At 57.2% G+C, this 15,423-nt stretch carries 11 protein-coding genes; 1 reads left to right on the top strand and 10 read right to left on the bottom strand.

Annotated elements, in window-relative coordinates:
* Window positions 1–3 precede the first annotated feature (3 nt).
* The 6 genes from Y5S_RS06280 to Y5S_RS06260 all read right to left on the bottom strand — a co-directional run bounded on the left by Y5S_RS06280 (window position 4) and on the right by Y5S_RS06260 (window position 7,177).
* On the bottom strand, window positions 4–2,124 hold the full coding sequence (locus tag Y5S_RS06280) for a fimbria/pilus outer membrane usher protein (RefSeq protein WP_081939692.1): 2,121 nt from the start codon (window positions 2,122–2,124) through the stop codon (window positions 4–6).
* The gene (locus Y5S_RS19660; protein ID WP_035231365.1) at window positions 2,022–2,870 is read right to left on the bottom strand and encodes a fimbria/pilus outer membrane usher protein; all 849 of its coding nucleotides are present in this window, start codon (window positions 2,868–2,870) and stop codon (window positions 2,022–2,024) included. The genes Y5S_RS06280 and Y5S_RS19660 overlap by 103 nt, the downstream gene beginning before the upstream one ends.
* A gap of 73 nt (window positions 2,871–2,943) precedes the next feature.
* The gene (locus Y5S_RS06270; RefSeq protein WP_052041439.1) at window positions 2,944–3,447 is read right to left on the bottom strand and encodes a Csu type fimbrial protein; all 504 of its coding nucleotides are present in this window, start codon (window positions 3,445–3,447) and stop codon (window positions 2,944–2,946) included.
* A gap of 165 nt (window positions 3,448–3,612) precedes the next feature.
* Complete coding sequence (locus Y5S_RS19655; RefSeq protein ID WP_156107610.1) at window positions 3,613–3,771, bottom strand: hypothetical protein; 159 nt, start codon at window positions 3,769–3,771, stop codon at window positions 3,613–3,615.
* Between the two features lie 215 nt (window positions 3,772–3,986).
* The gene (locus Y5S_RS06265) at window positions 3,987–5,417 is read right to left on the bottom strand and encodes an aldehyde dehydrogenase family protein (protein WP_035231363.1); all 1,431 of its coding nucleotides are present in this window, start codon (window positions 5,415–5,417) and stop codon (window positions 3,987–3,989) included.
* A 119-nt stretch (window positions 5,418–5,536) separates the two neighbouring features.
* A complete protein-coding gene (locus Y5S_RS06260; protein WP_035231362.1) occupies window positions 5,537–7,177 on the bottom strand; it encodes an acetolactate synthase large subunit in 1,641 nt (546 codons plus the stop codon).
* Between the two features lie 293 nt (window positions 7,178–7,470).
* On the opposite strand from Y5S_RS06260, the gene Y5S_RS06255 reads away from it, so the two are divergent.
* The gene (locus Y5S_RS06255; RefSeq protein WP_035231360.1) at window positions 7,471–9,177 is read left to right on the top strand and encodes an amidohydrolase; all 1,707 of its coding nucleotides are present in this window, start codon (window positions 7,471–7,473) and stop codon (window positions 9,175–9,177) included.
* Window positions 9,178–9,253: 76 nt separating this feature from the next.
* On the opposite strand, the gene Y5S_RS06250 is transcribed toward Y5S_RS06255, so the two are convergent.
* From Y5S_RS06250 to Y5S_RS06235, 4 genes are all read right to left on the bottom strand, one after another.
* On the bottom strand, window positions 9,254–9,478 hold the full coding sequence (locus Y5S_RS06250) for a hypothetical protein (RefSeq protein ID WP_035231359.1): 225 nt from the start codon (window positions 9,476–9,478) through the stop codon (window positions 9,254–9,256).
* A 341-nt stretch (window positions 9,479–9,819) separates the two neighbouring features.
* A complete protein-coding gene (locus Y5S_RS06245; RefSeq protein WP_035231358.1) occupies window positions 9,820–10,245 on the bottom strand; it encodes a spore coat protein U domain-containing protein in 426 nt (141 codons plus the stop codon).
* A 310-nt stretch (window positions 10,246–10,555) separates the two neighbouring features.
* A complete protein-coding gene (locus tag Y5S_RS06240; protein WP_035231356.1) occupies window positions 10,556–11,848 on the bottom strand; it encodes a ribonucleotide-diphosphate reductase subunit beta in 1,293 nt (430 codons plus the stop codon).
* Window positions 11,849–11,965: 117 nt separating this feature from the next.
* On the bottom strand, window positions 11,966–14,848 hold the full coding sequence (locus tag Y5S_RS06235; RefSeq protein WP_035231355.1) for a ribonucleoside-diphosphate reductase subunit alpha: 2,883 nt from the start codon (window positions 14,846–14,848) through the stop codon (window positions 11,966–11,968).
* Between the last annotated feature and the right edge of the window lie 575 nt (window positions 14,849–15,423).

The raw sequence follows: 15,423 nt of genomic DNA, 5'->3' as shown, positions 1-15,423 counted from the left end.
CCGTTACTCTTGTTCCGATGGTGACAGGCAGGTGTGGGGGCCAAGCTGCTGCTTGTCACCAGTCTCAGCACTGAAGGTGAACTTCACTGTACACAGGCCTGCACCACTGATAATACCAATTTCGTTTTCCCCCTCCACGATACCCTGCAACAGGGTTTTGCCGTTGTCTCCGACAGCGGAGGGTTTTGCGTTGGGGATTAACACCCTGGCTCCCGCCGGGAGAGGGACGCCGCGTTTGTCCTGAATAATCAGTGAGGCACTGAGCATTTCCGCATTCCCGGTTGGAGCGGGAATGGCGGTTTGCTGCACGGGCTCAACCGGATCGGCCACGGTCTCCGCATCGGGCTCCTCCGGGGGGAGGGAGGGACTCAGGTTGGCCGAGCTGTCGTTGCGTTCCGAAGGGGCCAGGCAGGGCAGCGGCCCCAGGCGCTGGAGGGTGCCTGGCTCGGGTTTGAAATCGAAGGTCACGGTGCAAAGCGCACCGTTACTGATGATGCCGATTTCGTTGCTGCCAGCGGAAAGCCCTTGCAGGAAAATTTCGCCATCAAATCCAACCACGGTGGCGTCTGCCCCCGGCAGCAGAACACGCCCCCCGGCGGGGATGCTCTGTCCACTGGAATCCTCGACTACCAGCACCGCGCTGTGGGTCTGCTGGACATCAAAGTGAGCCGTGACGCCGGTCAGCTCGGCGGGCTTGAGCGTCAGCGTCGCACTCTCAAGCTGGGCATCCATGGGCAGGTCATCTACATCGATGGCGAGGGTGTTTTCCTGCCAGGCGACCAGATCCGGCATCAGCAATCGGCCCTTGTGGTTGGTGTAGCCGATCACCCGGTTGGCGCGTCGAACCGGCATGTCCGCAAAGCCTCCGGTATCCACGATGGCAAAACTGTTGTTCATGCTGTTGGCGGCGAATACATCGTCATAATTGGTGACCACGGAACCGCTGAGGTTGGCGAAGCTGTTCAGCTCGTTGCCCTGACCATACACGCCCGCCTGCAGATCCGCATAGGGTGTCCACCAGCGACCACGCGCCTGGCGGGTGCCATCGCTGTTCGGGCTATAGGCAAGATCCCATCCGAGATCCCAGAACTCTTCTACCTGCTGGCGCAGGGTCAGCACGGTGCTGGTGTCGCTGTTTTTCTCGTCATGATCAAAGCGGGCTCCAGCCTGAATCGGACGTTTGTCGGCAGGGCGGATGCGATAGAGGAAGCCAGCCAGCCAGGTGCGGTCGTCGCTGTCATCCAGATTCTGGTTCACGCTGAGGGTGATGGAAAGCTGGTGCCAGAGGGTGCGGCTGTGCCCCAGCACAAAGAAGCGACTGTCATCGCCATCAAACAGACGTGTTTCCAAATAGCTGGCGCTGATATCGCCCTGTTCGCCCAGGTTCAGATTGCCGTTAAGTTGCAGGCTGCTTTTGATGCTGGGTAATACATCAAGGCTGTTGCTGAGATCCCGGTAGCCCTCGGTGCGCTGGGTGTACTGACCGCTGACACCATAGCGGCGGGTGCGGAACTCATGGCCGACCACCCATTGAGTGCCACTTTCGTCATCATCCTGGCCGTGGGCCAGAGCCAGGTTGGACACCCCCAGCATGCCGGGTCGCACGACCACGCCGACGCCGGTGTTGATCAGTTCACTACTCAGGCTGCTGGTGCCTTCGAAGGTCAGGCGTTCATTGAAACCATAGCGCGCCACCCCGGTGCCCACTGGCTGGCCATCGTAATCATTGGAGCGCTGTCCGTAATAGCGGCGGGCAGAACCCAGGGTGGCGGAGTAATCCCAAAACCCTTCGCGAAGCAGTTTGGGACTGACATAAAAGGGAACGGTCTGGGTAACCTGGCGGCCAAGAGTGTCTGTGGTGACTACCTGTACCTCACCCAGTCCTGTCACTCGCGGAGAGGTCTCCAGCACAAAGGGGCCTGGCTGCACCGGTTGATCGGTCAAGCGCAGGTCGTTGACAAAAACCTGCAGCGCTGAGGGCAGGGTCGCCGAACCACTGATCTGGGGAAGCGGAAAGGTAATCAGATCGGGGCGTGAAGCAAAGTTGCGTGACAGTTGCACCCCCCCATGCGGATCGATGGTGTCCAGGTCAGCGCACCACTGATAGTGTCTCCGACCATCCATGTCTGCATGCTGTCTGGATTGGTAAAGCGCCAGTAGCTATCCAAACGGACGTAATCACCGCTGTCTTCCAGCTCATTGTTCCAGCGCACCAAACCACTGGTGCTGGCAATGCCCCATTCATCAAACAGGCGCAGCTCATGGCTGGCCGCGGTGCTTTCCCCGCCATCATCCAGCCAGGTGCTGTAGGCATCGTAGTTAAGCAAGGCTCCCTGGCCGCGCTGCACGGGAGTGGTGCTGGGGGTAAGACCGGCGCTAAGGCTCTGGTGGGGTAGCCACTCGGCAGGCACCAACAGGTTGATCTGCTGGGCATTGTTGTCGTAACGGCCGGCGATGCCCAACTCGGATAGTGTCTGCCATTGCGAATCATTGTCCGTTGGGAGATTGATGCCCTGTTCCGCCAGGGCTCTGGTATCCACGGCAATATCGCCGCCGTAGACCTGGATCGGCAGCATCCGGGGGGTTGGCTGTCCATTGAGAATCAGTTGCGGGTAGGCGATAAAGGCGGCATGGGCCTGGCCTCGTGCCTGGGCTCGCAGTTGTTCGATATCGGATTGGGAAAACTGATTATCCAGAGAAACAATTCTGCTGGGAGGGGTGTCGGCGGCAGCAAGACGCGGGGCGTCCTTCTCACCTGCCCAGCTGACGGGCGTGAGAAAAATCAGTGATGCAAATACGAATGAGGTGGGAATCACTGTGCCTGCATGTTGGCCAGTGCCCCACCCATTCTGAAACGGCTTTGCCTTCACTTACCGACATCCTTGTGTCCTCTTCCCGGACTGGGGATTCAATCCGGGGAGGCAATGATAGCGGTTTAGCCGCTTAGAACGTAACGGTAACGGTGACGGTATCGCTCAGGGAGATACCGGTATCCCCGTCGGGAGCATCGCCTGCGTTGAGGGTCATGGTCTGGGCCGGGATGGTGCCGTTCACAGTGTAATCCTGCTGGGCGCTGTTACCGGTGCCTGCCACGGTGCTGGCGTTATCCCAGGCGGTGGAACCATCGGGCTGGAACAGCTGATAGGCAACAGACGAACCGTTGGTGGAGGTCATGTTGCGAGCGCCAATGGTGCCAGACAGGCCAACAGTGTAAGCCGTATTGTTAGAGCAGGTGATGCCCACGGTAGAGGTGGCAGTGATGCCGCCAGTGTTCACTTCGGCTTCAGTGCGAGTACCGAAATCCAGATTGTCAGCCTGGCTGACGGTACAGGAGCCGATCAGGGTCAGCAGTACATCAAAAGTGGTTGTGTCAGTCGCGGCCTGGCTGGCGAGGGGAGCGCTCATCATGGCGGCGGACAGGGCGGCAAGCGAAAGCGTCTTTTTCATGAAATATCTCCGATCCGATACAGTTGTTTAAGAGTTATGACTTGTGTCACGTATTCTTATTGGAATCGGAAGATAGGGTTAGATGCCCATCAGGTAAACGGCTGTCTGTTAATCTTGTGTAAAACCGAGATGAACGGTGCTCATATCGGTGTGAGCGGTCGTTTTTCAGGTTAAACGGTTTTTCCGCGCCTGGTAGTTAGGGGGTGTTATCAAGCCGGTTTCTGTGGGGAAAATGGGCATTCGGGCATCCAGACAGTCATTGTAGGTTGTTGCTCCCAGCAAGGTTGCCAGTGCGTTCAGCAGATCTCTCTTTGTGGTGGTCATTCCTTGCCCTCCAGCGTGTCTATCCCTTTTGACACTAAACCTCGGGAATTCCGGTTCCCATGGCTTTGGGACGGGCGCAGTTAAGGGAGGGACAACCGGCCAAGCTGGCGTTACGCCGGTGCTGAGGCCCTGAATAAAATCGGGCCCGCTTCCTTGCGAAAGCGAGCCCGGCACTCCCTGGTCCAGAGGGAGGAACTGGTCGATCTGGTAAGGCGTTACTGCGGCGTGCGGATCACCAGCAGGCGCTCTTCGGTCATGTCGTTAATGGCCCAGCGGATGCCTTCACGGCCGAGGCCGGAATCTTTCACGCCGCCGTAGGGCATGTTGTCCACCCGCCAGCTTGGCACATCGCCGATGACGACGCCGCCAACTTCCAGCACATCCCAGGCTTTTTGGGCCTTGTAGAGGTCACGAGTGAAAATACCCGCCTGCAAACCAAACTTGGAATCGTTGATGGATTGCAGGGCAGCATCGAAATCGCTGAAGCGACTGATCACCGCCACCGGGCCGAAGGCTTCTTCTTCCACAATGTTGGTGCCTGCCGGGGCATCTTCGAGCAGGGTGGCTTGCAGCATGGCCCCGTCGCGCTTTCCGCCCACCAGCAGATTGGCGCCGGCTTCTACCGCCTCGTTGATCCAGTTTTCCAGTCGGGTGGCTTCGCCTTCAGAAATCACCGGGCCGATGAACGTATCTTCGTCTTTCGGGTCGCCCATTTTCAGCGAGGCGGTTTTTTCTACCAGCTTTGCTTTCAGTTCATCGTAAATGGCGTCGTGGATCATGATGCGTTGAACACCGATGCAGCTTTGCCCGGATTGGTAAAACGCACCAAACACGATCCGTTCCACGGCGTCGTTCAAATCGGCATCTTCATCTACCACTACTGCCGCGTTGCCGCCCAGTTCCAGAATCACTGGCTTCTTGCCGGCGCGGGCTTTCAGATCCCAGCCCACGTCCGGGCTGCCGGTGAAGCTGAGCAGCTTGAAGCGTTCGTCTGTGGTGAACAGGTCGGCACCGTCCCGGTGGCAGGGCAGTACGGAAAATGCGCCCTTGGGCAGGTTGGTTTCGGCCAGGACTTCCCCAATGATGATGGCACCGATAGGAGTACGGCTGGCGGGTTTCAATACAAAGGGGCAACCCGCCGCAATGGCCGGTGCCACTTTATGGGCTGCCAGATTCAACGGGAAATTAAACGGCGAAATGAAGGAGCAGGGACCAATCGGTACACGCTTGACCATGCCCCGGTAGCCTTTGGCGCGGGCTGAGATTTCCAGGTTCAGTACTTCGCCTTCAATACGTACTGCTTCTTCGGCCGCCACACGGAAGGTGTCGATCAAGCGCGTGACTTCACCGCGGGCATCCTTGATAGGTTTGCCAGCTTCGATGCACAAGGCCTCGGCCAGCTCATCGAACCGCTCCTGAAAGCGCTTAACGCAGTGGTAGAGAATTTCCTGGCGCTCGTAGGGGGCCAGTGCGGCCATGGCTGCGCTGGCCTTGTCGGCGGCATCAATGGCTTTATCAATGGTAGCTGCATCGGCCATGGCCACACGGGTAGCCACTTCGCCGCTGTACTTGTCGGTAACATCCAGATCTTGATTGGCGAACACGGCTTCGTTGGCCAAGTAGTAGGGGTAGGCTTCTTTTAGCATGTCAGTTCCTTGATGGCGTTGGTGGGGCCATGAAGTTGGGGTCTGCGTCGGACGTCGGGCACCCGACGCTAGAATCAAAACCCCCAACGGCGGGAGACTTTCCGCCGTTGGGGGTGTGCTCATAGCTTGGAGCTGAGATCACGAATTTCCTGATTCAGAATACGGTTGTTGTCGCGGTAGTCCACTGGGCAATCAATCACGTGTACGCCGCCAGCGGCGTAGCATTCTTCGATCAGCGGGGCGAGGCCGGCGGTGGATTCCACCAGGTGACCATGGGCTCCGTAGGCGCGGGCATAGTCCACAAAATTCGGGTTGTTGAAATCCAGGCCAAAGTCCTGGAAATCCATATCCGCTTGCTTCCACTTGATCATGCCGTAACCATCATCGCGCAGAATCAGGATGACGATATCCAGATTCAGGCGTACCGCCGTTTCCAGTTCCTGGCTATTCATCATGAAGCCACCATCGCCGGCAATGGCCATTACCCGGCGGTTCGGATACACCATCTTGGCCGCCATGCCAGAAGGCAGGCCGGCACCCATGGTGGCCAGGGCGTTATCCAGCAATACAGTGTTGGGTTGTACCGCGGGATAGTTACGCGCGAACCAGATTTTGTACATGCCGTTATCCAGCGTCAGGATGCCGTCGTCGGGCATGATGCGACGGATCTCATCCACCAGGCGCTGCGGGCGGATCGGGAAGCTGTCGTCCTGAATGCCGTCATGGATATGTTTCTGTAGTGCATCGCGGATACGGTGGAAGTCGGAAAAGCTCCAGTGCTCCTGCGGTTCCAGTCGTTCTTTCAGTTGCCACAGACTGTTGGCGATATCGCCAATCACTTCGATCTGCGGGAAGTACACCGGATCGACCTGGGCAGAGTTGAAGTTGATATGAACTACCTCGGCTCCGCCGGGGCGCATGAAGAAGGGGGGCTTCTCAACGACGTCATGACCGACGTTAATGATCAGGTCGGCCTGATCGATAGCGCGATGGACAAAATCACCGGCGGACAGGGCGGTGTTGCCCAGGAAGTGCGGGCCGGTCTCATCGACAACCCCTTTACCCATCTGCGTGGTGATCACCGGGATGCCCAGCTTTTCAACAAACTGGCGCAGCATCTTGCTGGTCAGCTTGCGGTTGGCGCCAGCACCGGCCAGCAACAGGGGTTTGCGCGCGCCCTGAATGGCTTCGATGGCCTTGCAGATAGCTTTGTCTTCGGAAATAGGGCGGCGGGTCACGCTCGGCTCGGTGACCGGCATGGTGGAATGTTCGCGGGCGATATCTTCCGGCAACTCCAGATGAGTGGCTCCCGGACGTTCTTCCTGAGCCAGGCGGAAGGCTTCACGAATGCGAGTGGGGATGGAGTCGCCACTCACTACCTGTTTGGTGAACTTGGTTAGCGGGCGCATCATGTCGACCACGTCGATGATCTGGAACTGGCCCTGCTTGCTGCTCTTGATCGGTTTTTGCCCGGTGATCATTACCATGGGCATGGCGCCCAGTTGGGCGTAGGCGGCAGCGGTCACAAAGTTGGTGGCGCCGGGACCCAGTGTCGACATGCACACGCCGGCCTTGCCAGTGAGGCGGCCGTAAGTAGAGGCCATGAAGCCTGCAGCCTGCTCATGACGGGTAATCACCAGTTTGATCTTCGAGCCGCGCAGGGACTCAAGCAGGTCCAGGTTTTCTTCGCCTGGAATGGCAAAGACGTGCTCAACGCCTTCCGCTTCCAGTGCACGGACGAACAAATCTGATGCTTTCATGGGGTGTATCTCCGGTTGTTACCTGTCTGATTTTGCTCTGCAGCAGGTGTCCACGATGGGTGGTACGCAAAAATTCAACGCGGTTAATGCAAAGGTTGTGCCTGCTTTTCCCTGTATTAGTGCAGGAAAAATGCATCAAAGTGGCGCCCTATATACATTCCGGGCTTCACTATAGCGCGACATGGTGCAGATAGGGCGTAGGTAAAGCTGATTTGTTTTATTAACAAATGTGATCATGGCACATTGCCGCGAGTGGATCGGCGGTGCAAAGTCTGCGCGTGAGGAGGGAGACTATGAAAATCTGGCTTGGCATCGTAGCGGTGTTGGCGCTGGTAGTGATTGCGGCATTGGCGGGGTTACATCGCTGGTTCAATCCTCCGGCTCCGGCGGCACAACTCTTTTTTAACGGGACCATCCTGACGATGGACCCCGCAATGCCTGAGTCGTCTGCGATGCTGGTTCAACGAGGGGAGATTGTTGAGCTGGGGGATGTGGATACGCTCCGCGACAAGGTGAGTCGCGATGTCATCGCGGTGGATTTGCAGGGTGGCACTCTCATGCCAGGTTTTATTGAGGCCCATGGGCATTTCCCCGGTGAAGGCCTTTCCGCTATTGCGGTGGATGCAAACAGCCCCCCTATTGGGGATCTATACAGTATTGAAACCCTGATTGAGCGTTTGAAGCTGTTGGCGCAACGGCGTCCCAGTGGGACATTACTGGCCTATGGCTTTGACGACACGACGGTAGGCGAACAACGTTTCCCGACCCGACAGGAGCTGGATAGCGTCAGTGAAACCCGGCCGGTGCTGGTGATGCATATCTCTGGACACTTTGGGGTGGTGAACAGTGTCGCTCTTCAGACCATGGGGATCGATGAGTCGGTGCAGGATCCTGAGGGTGGATACTATGGCCGTGACAGCGACGGGCGGCTTAATGGGTTGCTGGCGGAGACGGCATTCAATCCGGTCAGGGCAAGAATACTGGATCTGCCGGCTATGGATGGGTTTCGTGTGATGCGTCAGGCATCGCGCCTCTATTTGTCGCGGGGCATTACGTTTGCCCAGAATGGTCTGGCAGATGCTGCGGCGATAAGGGCGCTGGGGCCGGTAATACGTTACGGCCTGGTGCCGGTGCGACTGAGCATCTGGCCTGATGCTGATGCACAACAGCAAATCACCCAGGGGCGTTTGTCGTTTCCTGAAGGGGAGCGCAGTTACCGGGGGTCGGTGAAGCTGGTGAGCGACGGTTCCCTGCAAGGGTATACCGGCTTTCTTAGTCAGCCGTATTTTTCGGTGCCGGAGGATTATCCAGCAGAGTATCTGGGTTTTCCTACGCTATCCGAGCAGGCGCTGGCTGAGCAGGTAACGCGTTTCCATTGTCAGGACTTGCAGGTAGCGATTCATGCCAATGGTGATGCGGCGATCGCGATGAGCCTGGAGGCTATTGCTGCGGCAAGAACGCAATGCCCGGGCATTAAACAGCAGCCGGTGATCATCCATGCGCAAATGGCAACGTCTGAACAGTTGCAGCGAATGGCCGAGCTGGATGTGATTCCGTCTTTCTTTAATACCCATGTCTATTACTGGGGCGACCGCCACCGGGATATCTTCCTCGGCCCGGAGCGGGCTGAACGAATCTCGCCGCTAGCGGAGGCGGATCAGCAGGGGCTGCCTTTTACCTTGCATGCTGACTCTCCCGTAGTGCCGTTCCAACCGCTTCAGCTGGTCTGGAATGCGGTGCACCGGCAAACGGCCAGTGGTCAGTTGCTGGGGGCGGAACAGGCTGTATCGGTAGAGCGGGCGCTCAAGGCCGTCACCGTGGATGCTGCGCGGCAGCTGGGGGTAGAAAACGAAGTCGGCCAGTTGCGACCAGGATTACGTGCGGATCTGGTCTGGCTGGATCGTGATCCCCGTGAATCCATCGCCGACTGGAAGCTGTTCCAGGTGCGAGGTGTCTGGGTCGACGGGGTTCGTCGCTATCCTGATGGGATGACTGAATAGGAAGCGGACAGTAAGGGGGCCAACGATGCGGCCCCTGTAGCGGGTGGACGCTGGTTAGGGCGTCCCCGAAACTAGATTAGTGCCAGGTGCCTTCCAGATTCTCGCACTGCTCCAGAAACTCTTCTGCGCTCATTTCAATCGTGTTGTGATCCAGGTGTGAGGCAACCTGTTCTTTCAGCTGTCCAACCACTTTGGACATCACGGTGAGGGTCTCTTCGACCTGCTCAATGGTTTCCAACAGGTCTTCGGCTTCTTGCAGGTACTCGTCTCTCAGGTACTCGTCTTTCTCGTAATCGCTCATGCGAAGCCTCCTGATGTATTGAAGAGTCCTTAACCACAGGACTCGCCTCCATGTTGCCAACGATGGAGGGGTAAAACAAACGGGAAATCACTGTAATTGCTCAAAGTTTGAGCGTTTGTGATGGGTGGTCGTGCGCTTTTTACGAACGGTTCAGTTTCTGGGTCGCAGGAGCCTGCCAGCAGGCAATTCCTGTCCCCCTTGCCTGCCCTCAGATCCTGTACGGTACGTGTTTTACCATGCCGTATGAGCGTCGCTGGCGGCGCGACAAGCGAGGACGGGGCGCCACAGAGGGCAGAGCACACTGAGGAAAAAGTGGGTTTGTTCGATGCAGCTGAAGAGGATTAGAAGGTGAGGGTGATCGTCATTATATCGTTTGGCGTTTCAGCGTGAGTTGCGGTTTTTCCCTGACCTACCCAATGGCTGACAACGGCGCCGGTGCCTGTCGCACTCAAGACACTTTCATTTTGCCATTCAAGGGAATGAGCCCTGTGGGGATAGACTTCATAATATTTTGTCTTGCCGTTGGCAGATTTCAGCGTTCGGGTGCCATGGCCGTTGCTGATCCCGACGTCATAACTGCTGCCTTTGGAGCAAGCAATATCTGTCGAAAGTGATCCAGCATTCGAGGGCGTGACCTTTTCAATGGAGCAGGACGTAACAACAGTCAGTGTTGCCTTGAAGTGACCTGATTTGGATTCCGCATGAGAAAATATCGGCAACGCAGCAACAGCCGAAAACATCACGATAGCCAGTGTCGATTTCATCATTCCTTCCCTGGAATGCCCTTTTCTCCTTTGTAGTGGTTAAGGGTCGAATGTTGTATATGTGCTTTGTTGCTTAATCGTTATGACGAATTGCAGAGAGTAATCAGTCCAAAATTTCAGGCGGATGTTCTGCGCAGCCATTCATGAAAATCATCATTGGTTCGTCGGTAGGGGAGTGAGTGGCGAAGGCATGTCTGTCAAGTCGAGCAGACAAAAGCCCCGTGCACTGCACGAGGCTTTTGAGGGGGCAAATCTATGAAAGAGACGTCCAACAAAAAAGGCGCCGAAGCACCCTTTTCATTTTCCGTCTTTCTCAATCCCAGCTCAGCGCACCGCCGACCTGGTATTCGGTCACCCGCGTTTCGAAGAAGTTCTTCTCTTTGCGCAGGTCCATGATTTCGCTCATCCATGGGAACGGGTTGTTCACGCCTTTGAACTGCTCCGGCAGGCCCAGCTGGGCGAGACGGCGGTTGGCGATGAACTGCAGGTACTCTTCCATCATGGCGGCGTTCATGCCGAGGACACCGCGGGGCATGGTGTCGCGGGCGTACTGGATTTCCAGTTCGGTGCCTTCCAGGATCATCTGGGTGGCCTTATCGCGCATCTGCTGATCCCACAGGTGCGGGTTTTCCAGTTTGATCTGGTTGATCACGTCCACACCGAAGTTCACGTGCATGGATTCGTCACGCAGGATGTACTGGAACTGCTCGGCGACACCGGTCATCTTGTTGCGGCGGCCCATGGAGAGGATCTGGGTGAAGCCACAGTAGAAGAAGATGCCTTCCAGTACACAGTAGAACGCGATCAGGTTTTCCAGCAGCGCCTTGTCGGTTTCCACGGTGCCAGTCTTGAATTCCGGATCAGACAGGTCGCGGGTGTACTGGATGCCCCATTGTGCCTTTTTGGCCACGGCAGGAATTTCGCGGTACATGTTGAAGATCTCGCCTTCATCCATGCCCAGGGATTCGATGCAGTACTGGTAGGCGTGGGTGTGGATCGCTTCTTCAAAGGACTGACGCAGGATGTACTGGCGACACTCCGGGTTGGTGATCAGGCGGTAGATGGCCAGCACCAGGTTGTTGGCGACCAGGGAGTCGGCGGTAGAGAAGAAGCCCAGGTTACGCTTGACGATACGACGCTCGTCTTCGGTGAGGCCGTCGGCTTTTTTCCACAGCGCCAGGTCGGCGTTCATGTTCACTTCCTGGGGCATCCAGTGGTTGGCACAACCATCCAGATATTTCTGCCAGGCCCAGTCGTACTTGAACGGTACCAGCTGGTTGAGGTCGGCGCGGCAGTTGATCATGCGCTTGTCGTCAACCTCGACACGGCCGGCGGTGCCTTCCAGTTCGGCGACGCCTTCGGCTACATCCATTTTGGCCACGGCGGCCTGGGCGCGTTCGACGGCATCGCTTACGGCGTTGTCAGTTCTTCCTCGAAGATCATCTCCTCCTGAATTTCCAGCATCCGCTGCACTTCCCGGTGCCGATGCTTCAGGTGCAGATGCCGCTTGGCCAGAAACCGTCTCAGATTGCGGCGGCGTTGCGGGCTTTGGTTGCGGCTTGGCGGCAGGCGTCTCTTGCGCATTGAATTCGTCCCAGCTCAGCATGTTTCTCTCCATTCCTTTCTAACAAGTTTGGTGTCGTCAGGTCACCGCTTGCGTATTCATTTTGTGATGGCAGCAGCTTCACGTTTGTTGCGTGAAGCTGCTGCGAGCGCGGAGCGCTTATTGGCAGGCTTCGCAATCCGGGTTGTCGATGGAGCAGGCCTGCGGCACTTCGGCGGCCTGGCTGAATTCAGCCGGCTCTTCCACTTTGGAAGACACGCGGTTGAGCTTGCCATCGTTGATGGTGGATTTTTCTGCCTGGGTCGCACCAATGGCGCGCAGGTAGTAAGTGGTTTTCAGACCCAGCAACCAGGCCATCTTGTAGGTCACGTCCAGCTTCTTGCCGTTGGCTTCCGCGATGTACAGATTCAGGGACTGAGCCTGATCAATCCACTTCTGGCGGCGGCTGGCAGCTTCCACGATCCAGCGGGTTTCTACCTCAAAGGCAGTACGGAACTGTTCTTTCAGGTCGGCCGGAATACGCTCGATGGGCTGTGCAGAACCGTCGTAGTATTTCAGGTCGTTGACCATCACGTTGTCCCACAGGCCGCGCTCTTTCAGGGCGTGGACCAGGTACGGGTTCACCACGGTGAACTCGCCGGACAGGTTCGATTTCACGTACAGGTTCTGGTACGTCGGCTCGATGGACTGGGAAACCCCGGTAATGTTGGCAATGGTCGCCGTCGGTGCAATCGCCATCACGTTGGAGTTACGCATGCCTTTCTTGGCCATCTCGCGCACGCTATCCCAATCCAGGGTCTGGCTGCGATCCACCTTGCAGTAGTCTTCGCCACGCTGGTTCACCAGGATGTCGATGGAGTCGATGGGCAGGATGCCCTGGCTCCACAGAGAACCGTCGAAGGTCTGGTAGGCGCCGCGCTCTTCGGCCAGTTTGGCGGAGGCCTGAATAGCGTAGTAGCTCACCGCTTCCATGGAGGTGTCGGCGAATTGTACTGCGCCTTCGGAGGCGTAGCTGATGCCTTGCTTATACAGGGCATCCTGGAAACCCATGATGCCCAGGCCCACCGGGCGGTGCTTCATGTTGGAGTTTTCTGCCTGCGGCACGCTGTAGTAGTTGATGTCGATGACGTTATCCAGCATGCGTACAGCGGTGTTGATGGTGCGCTGCAGCTTGTCGGTGTCGAGACCGTTTTCATCTACGTGCTGGGCCAGGTTCACAGAACCCAGGTTACAGACAGCGATTTCATCCTTGTTGGTGTTCAGGGTGATTTCGGTGCACAGGTTGGAGGAGTGCACCACACCCACGTGCTGCTGCGGGCTACGCAGGTTGCACGGATCCTTGAAGGTGAACCACGGGTGGCCTGTCTCGAACAGCATGGACAGCATCTTGCGCCACAGGGTGGCGGCGGGCAGACGCTTGAACAGCTTGATTTCGCCGTTACGGGTTTGCTCTTCGTAGGCGGTGTAGGCTTTTTCGAAAGCTTCGCCGTACAGGTCGTGCAGATCCGGGGTGTCGTTGGGGCTGAACAGGGTCCAGTCTTCTTCATTCAGCACACGCTTCATGAACAGATCGGGAATCCAGTTGGCGCTGTTCATGTCGTGGGTACGACGACGGTCATCACCGGTGTTCTTGCGCAGCTCGAGGAATTCCTCGATGTCCATGTGCCAGGTTTCCAGGTAGGCACACACGGCGCCCTTGCGCTTGCCGCCCTGGTTCACGGCCACGGCAGTGTCGTTGACCACTTTCAGGAACGGTACGACGCCCTGGGATTTACCGTTGGTGCCTTTAATGTAGGAGCCCAATGCGCGCACCGGGGTCCAGTCGTTACCCAGGCCGCCGGCAAACTTGGACAGCATGGCGTTATCCTGGATGGCACCGTAAATGCCGTGCAGGTCGTCAGGCACGGTGGTCAGGTAGCAGCTGGACAGCTGCGGACGCAGGGTGCCGGCGTTGAACAGGGTCGGGGTGGAGCTCATGTAGTCGAAGCTGGAGAGCAGGTTGTAGAACTCGATGGCGCGTTCTTCCTTGTTCTCTTCTTCAATGGCCAGACCCATGGCGACACGCATGAAGAAACACTGTGGCAGCTCGATGCGGGTGTCGTTGTGGTGAATGAAGTAACGATCGTACAGGGTCTGCAGGCCCAGGTAGGTGAACTGCAGATCGCGGTCGCCCTGGATGGCGGCGCCGAGGCGGGCGATGTCGTACTCACCCAGTGCCGGGCTGAGCAGTTCCAGTTCGATGCCTTTGCTGATGTAGGCGGCGAGGGCTTCGCCGTACAGGGCATTCATTTCTTCCTGGTTGGCACGCTCGGCCACGCCCAGATATTGCAGCGCTTCAGCACGGATCTTGTCCATCAGCAGGCGTGCGGTGACCTGGGAGTAGTTGGGCTCCACTTCGATCAGAGTGCGCGCGGTCATCACCATGGAGGTGTTCACGTCGTTGATGGAGACGCCGTCGTACAGGTTCTTCACGGTTTCGGTGATGATCTTGTCGGCGTGCACGTCTTCCAGGCCTTCACAGGCAGTGCGGATCAGGTGCTCAAGACGTCCCATGTCCAGCGGCGCTTTGCTGCCGTCTTCCATGGTCACAGACATTTCCACTTTGTGGGTCGGCTCAGGGAACTGGCTGGCCTGTTCGGCACGCTTCTGCGCCTGGCGATCACGGTACAGCACGTAGTCACGGGCCACTTTATGTTCGCCGTTACGCATCAGGGCCAGTTCTACCTGGTCCTGGATTTCTTCGATATGAATCGTGCCGCCGGAGGGCATGCGGCGCTTGAAGGTGGCGCTGACCTGTTCGGTCAGACGGGCCACGGTTTCATGGATACGGGAAGAGGCCGCAGCGGTGCCGCCTTCTACGGCCAGAAACGCCTTGCTGATGGCGACGGTGATCTTGTCATCATCGTAGCTCACTACCTTGCCGTTGCGCTTGATGACGCGCAGCTGACCGGGCGCGGTGCTGGCGATGTTCTGATCCTGGCCTGCATCATCGCCGGCTTTCGCGGCGGGGTTTTGTGGGTTCTGACTCATATCCGTTTGCATGATGCCCTCTCCGTTGTGGTGCTGTTCTGTCTGTTTGTCTTGTGTCGTGCGTCTTGGTTGCGTGGCTGCTATCAATCACGCAAAACGCCACGGCATGAGGCCATGGCGTGAAAAACGGTGTCCCTTGTCGGGAATATTGTCTGGTCCGGAAGGAGGACCACTATATCTTGTGTCTTTTCCATGACGTTTTGCCGCTCCCTGAATGCCTGATTGCCGCTAAATTGCTGATCAACCGGCACTTTTCCCTGTTGTTGTTGGTTTGGCGACTGGGTGGCAGCGCTGCATTTGAAACCCAATATGTTGGGGTCGCCGCTCAGGATCAGTACAAGTTATAGTTGCTCCCCCGGATTTGCAAGTACTTCGGTTGGGGAAATTTTGTGGATAACTTGTGGAGCAATGTGAGTGCATTTTATGAGCACCGTTAGTGGGCGATGCTTTACTAGATATTGTGTTTGTCAACGTTGAAAAATGCGAATGAACAGGGTTCGAACAGAAGTGCGACATTTACAAGGTTGCCGTGGGCAGTGCGTATGCGTATAAACGTGCGATAGGGATACGTTTTTGACAGTGGCCGG

Origin of the sequence: Alcanivorax nanhaiticus, from assembly GCF_000756665.1 — a bacterium.
Classification (GTDB): Bacteria; Pseudomonadota; Gammaproteobacteria; order Pseudomonadales; family Alcanivoracaceae; genus Alcanivorax; species Alcanivorax nanhaiticus.
Note: the sequence above shows the minus strand (reverse complement) of the source record. Positions and strands in the feature narration are given on the sequence as shown.

What these genes read in the sequence shown, in the direction of transcription:
- Y5S_RS06280 (WP_081939692.1), bottom strand. Translation starts at nt 2,124, where the DNA reads ATGGATGGTCGGAGACACTATCAGTGGTGCGCTGACCTGGACACCATC.
- Y5S_RS06270 (WP_052041439.1), bottom strand. Translation starts at nt 3,447, where the DNA reads ATGAAAAAGACGCTTTCGCTTGCCGCCCTGTCCGCCGCCATGATGAGC.
- Y5S_RS19655 (WP_156107610.1), bottom strand. Translation starts at nt 3,771, where the DNA reads ATGACCACCACAAAGAGAGATCTGCTGAACGCACTGGCAACCTTGCTG.
- Y5S_RS06265 (WP_035231363.1), bottom strand. Translation starts at nt 5,417, where the DNA reads ATGCTAAAAGAAGCCTACCCCTACTACTTGGCCAACGAAGCCGTGTTC.
- Y5S_RS06260 (WP_035231362.1), bottom strand. Translation starts at nt 7,177, where the DNA reads ATGAAAGCATCAGATTTGTTCGTCCGTGCACTGGAAGCGGAAGGCGTT.
- Y5S_RS06255 (WP_035231360.1), top strand. Translation starts at nt 7,471, where the DNA reads ATGAAAATCTGGCTTGGCATCGTAGCGGTGTTGGCGCTGGTAGTGATT.
- Y5S_RS06250 (WP_035231359.1), bottom strand. Translation starts at nt 9,478, where the DNA reads ATGAGCGATTACGAGAAAGACGAGTACCTGAGAGACGAGTACCTGCAA.
- Y5S_RS06245 (WP_035231358.1), bottom strand. Translation starts at nt 10,245, where the DNA reads ATGATGAAATCGACACTGGCTATCGTGATGTTTTCGGCTGTTGCTGCG.
- Y5S_RS06240 (WP_035231356.1), bottom strand. Translation starts at nt 11,848, where the DNA reads ATGCTGAGCTGGGACGAATTCAATGCGCAAGAGACGCCTGCCGCCAAG.
- Y5S_RS06235 (WP_035231355.1), bottom strand. Translation starts at nt 14,848, where the DNA reads ATGCAAACGGATATGAGTCAGAACCCACAAAACCCCGCCGCGAAAGCC.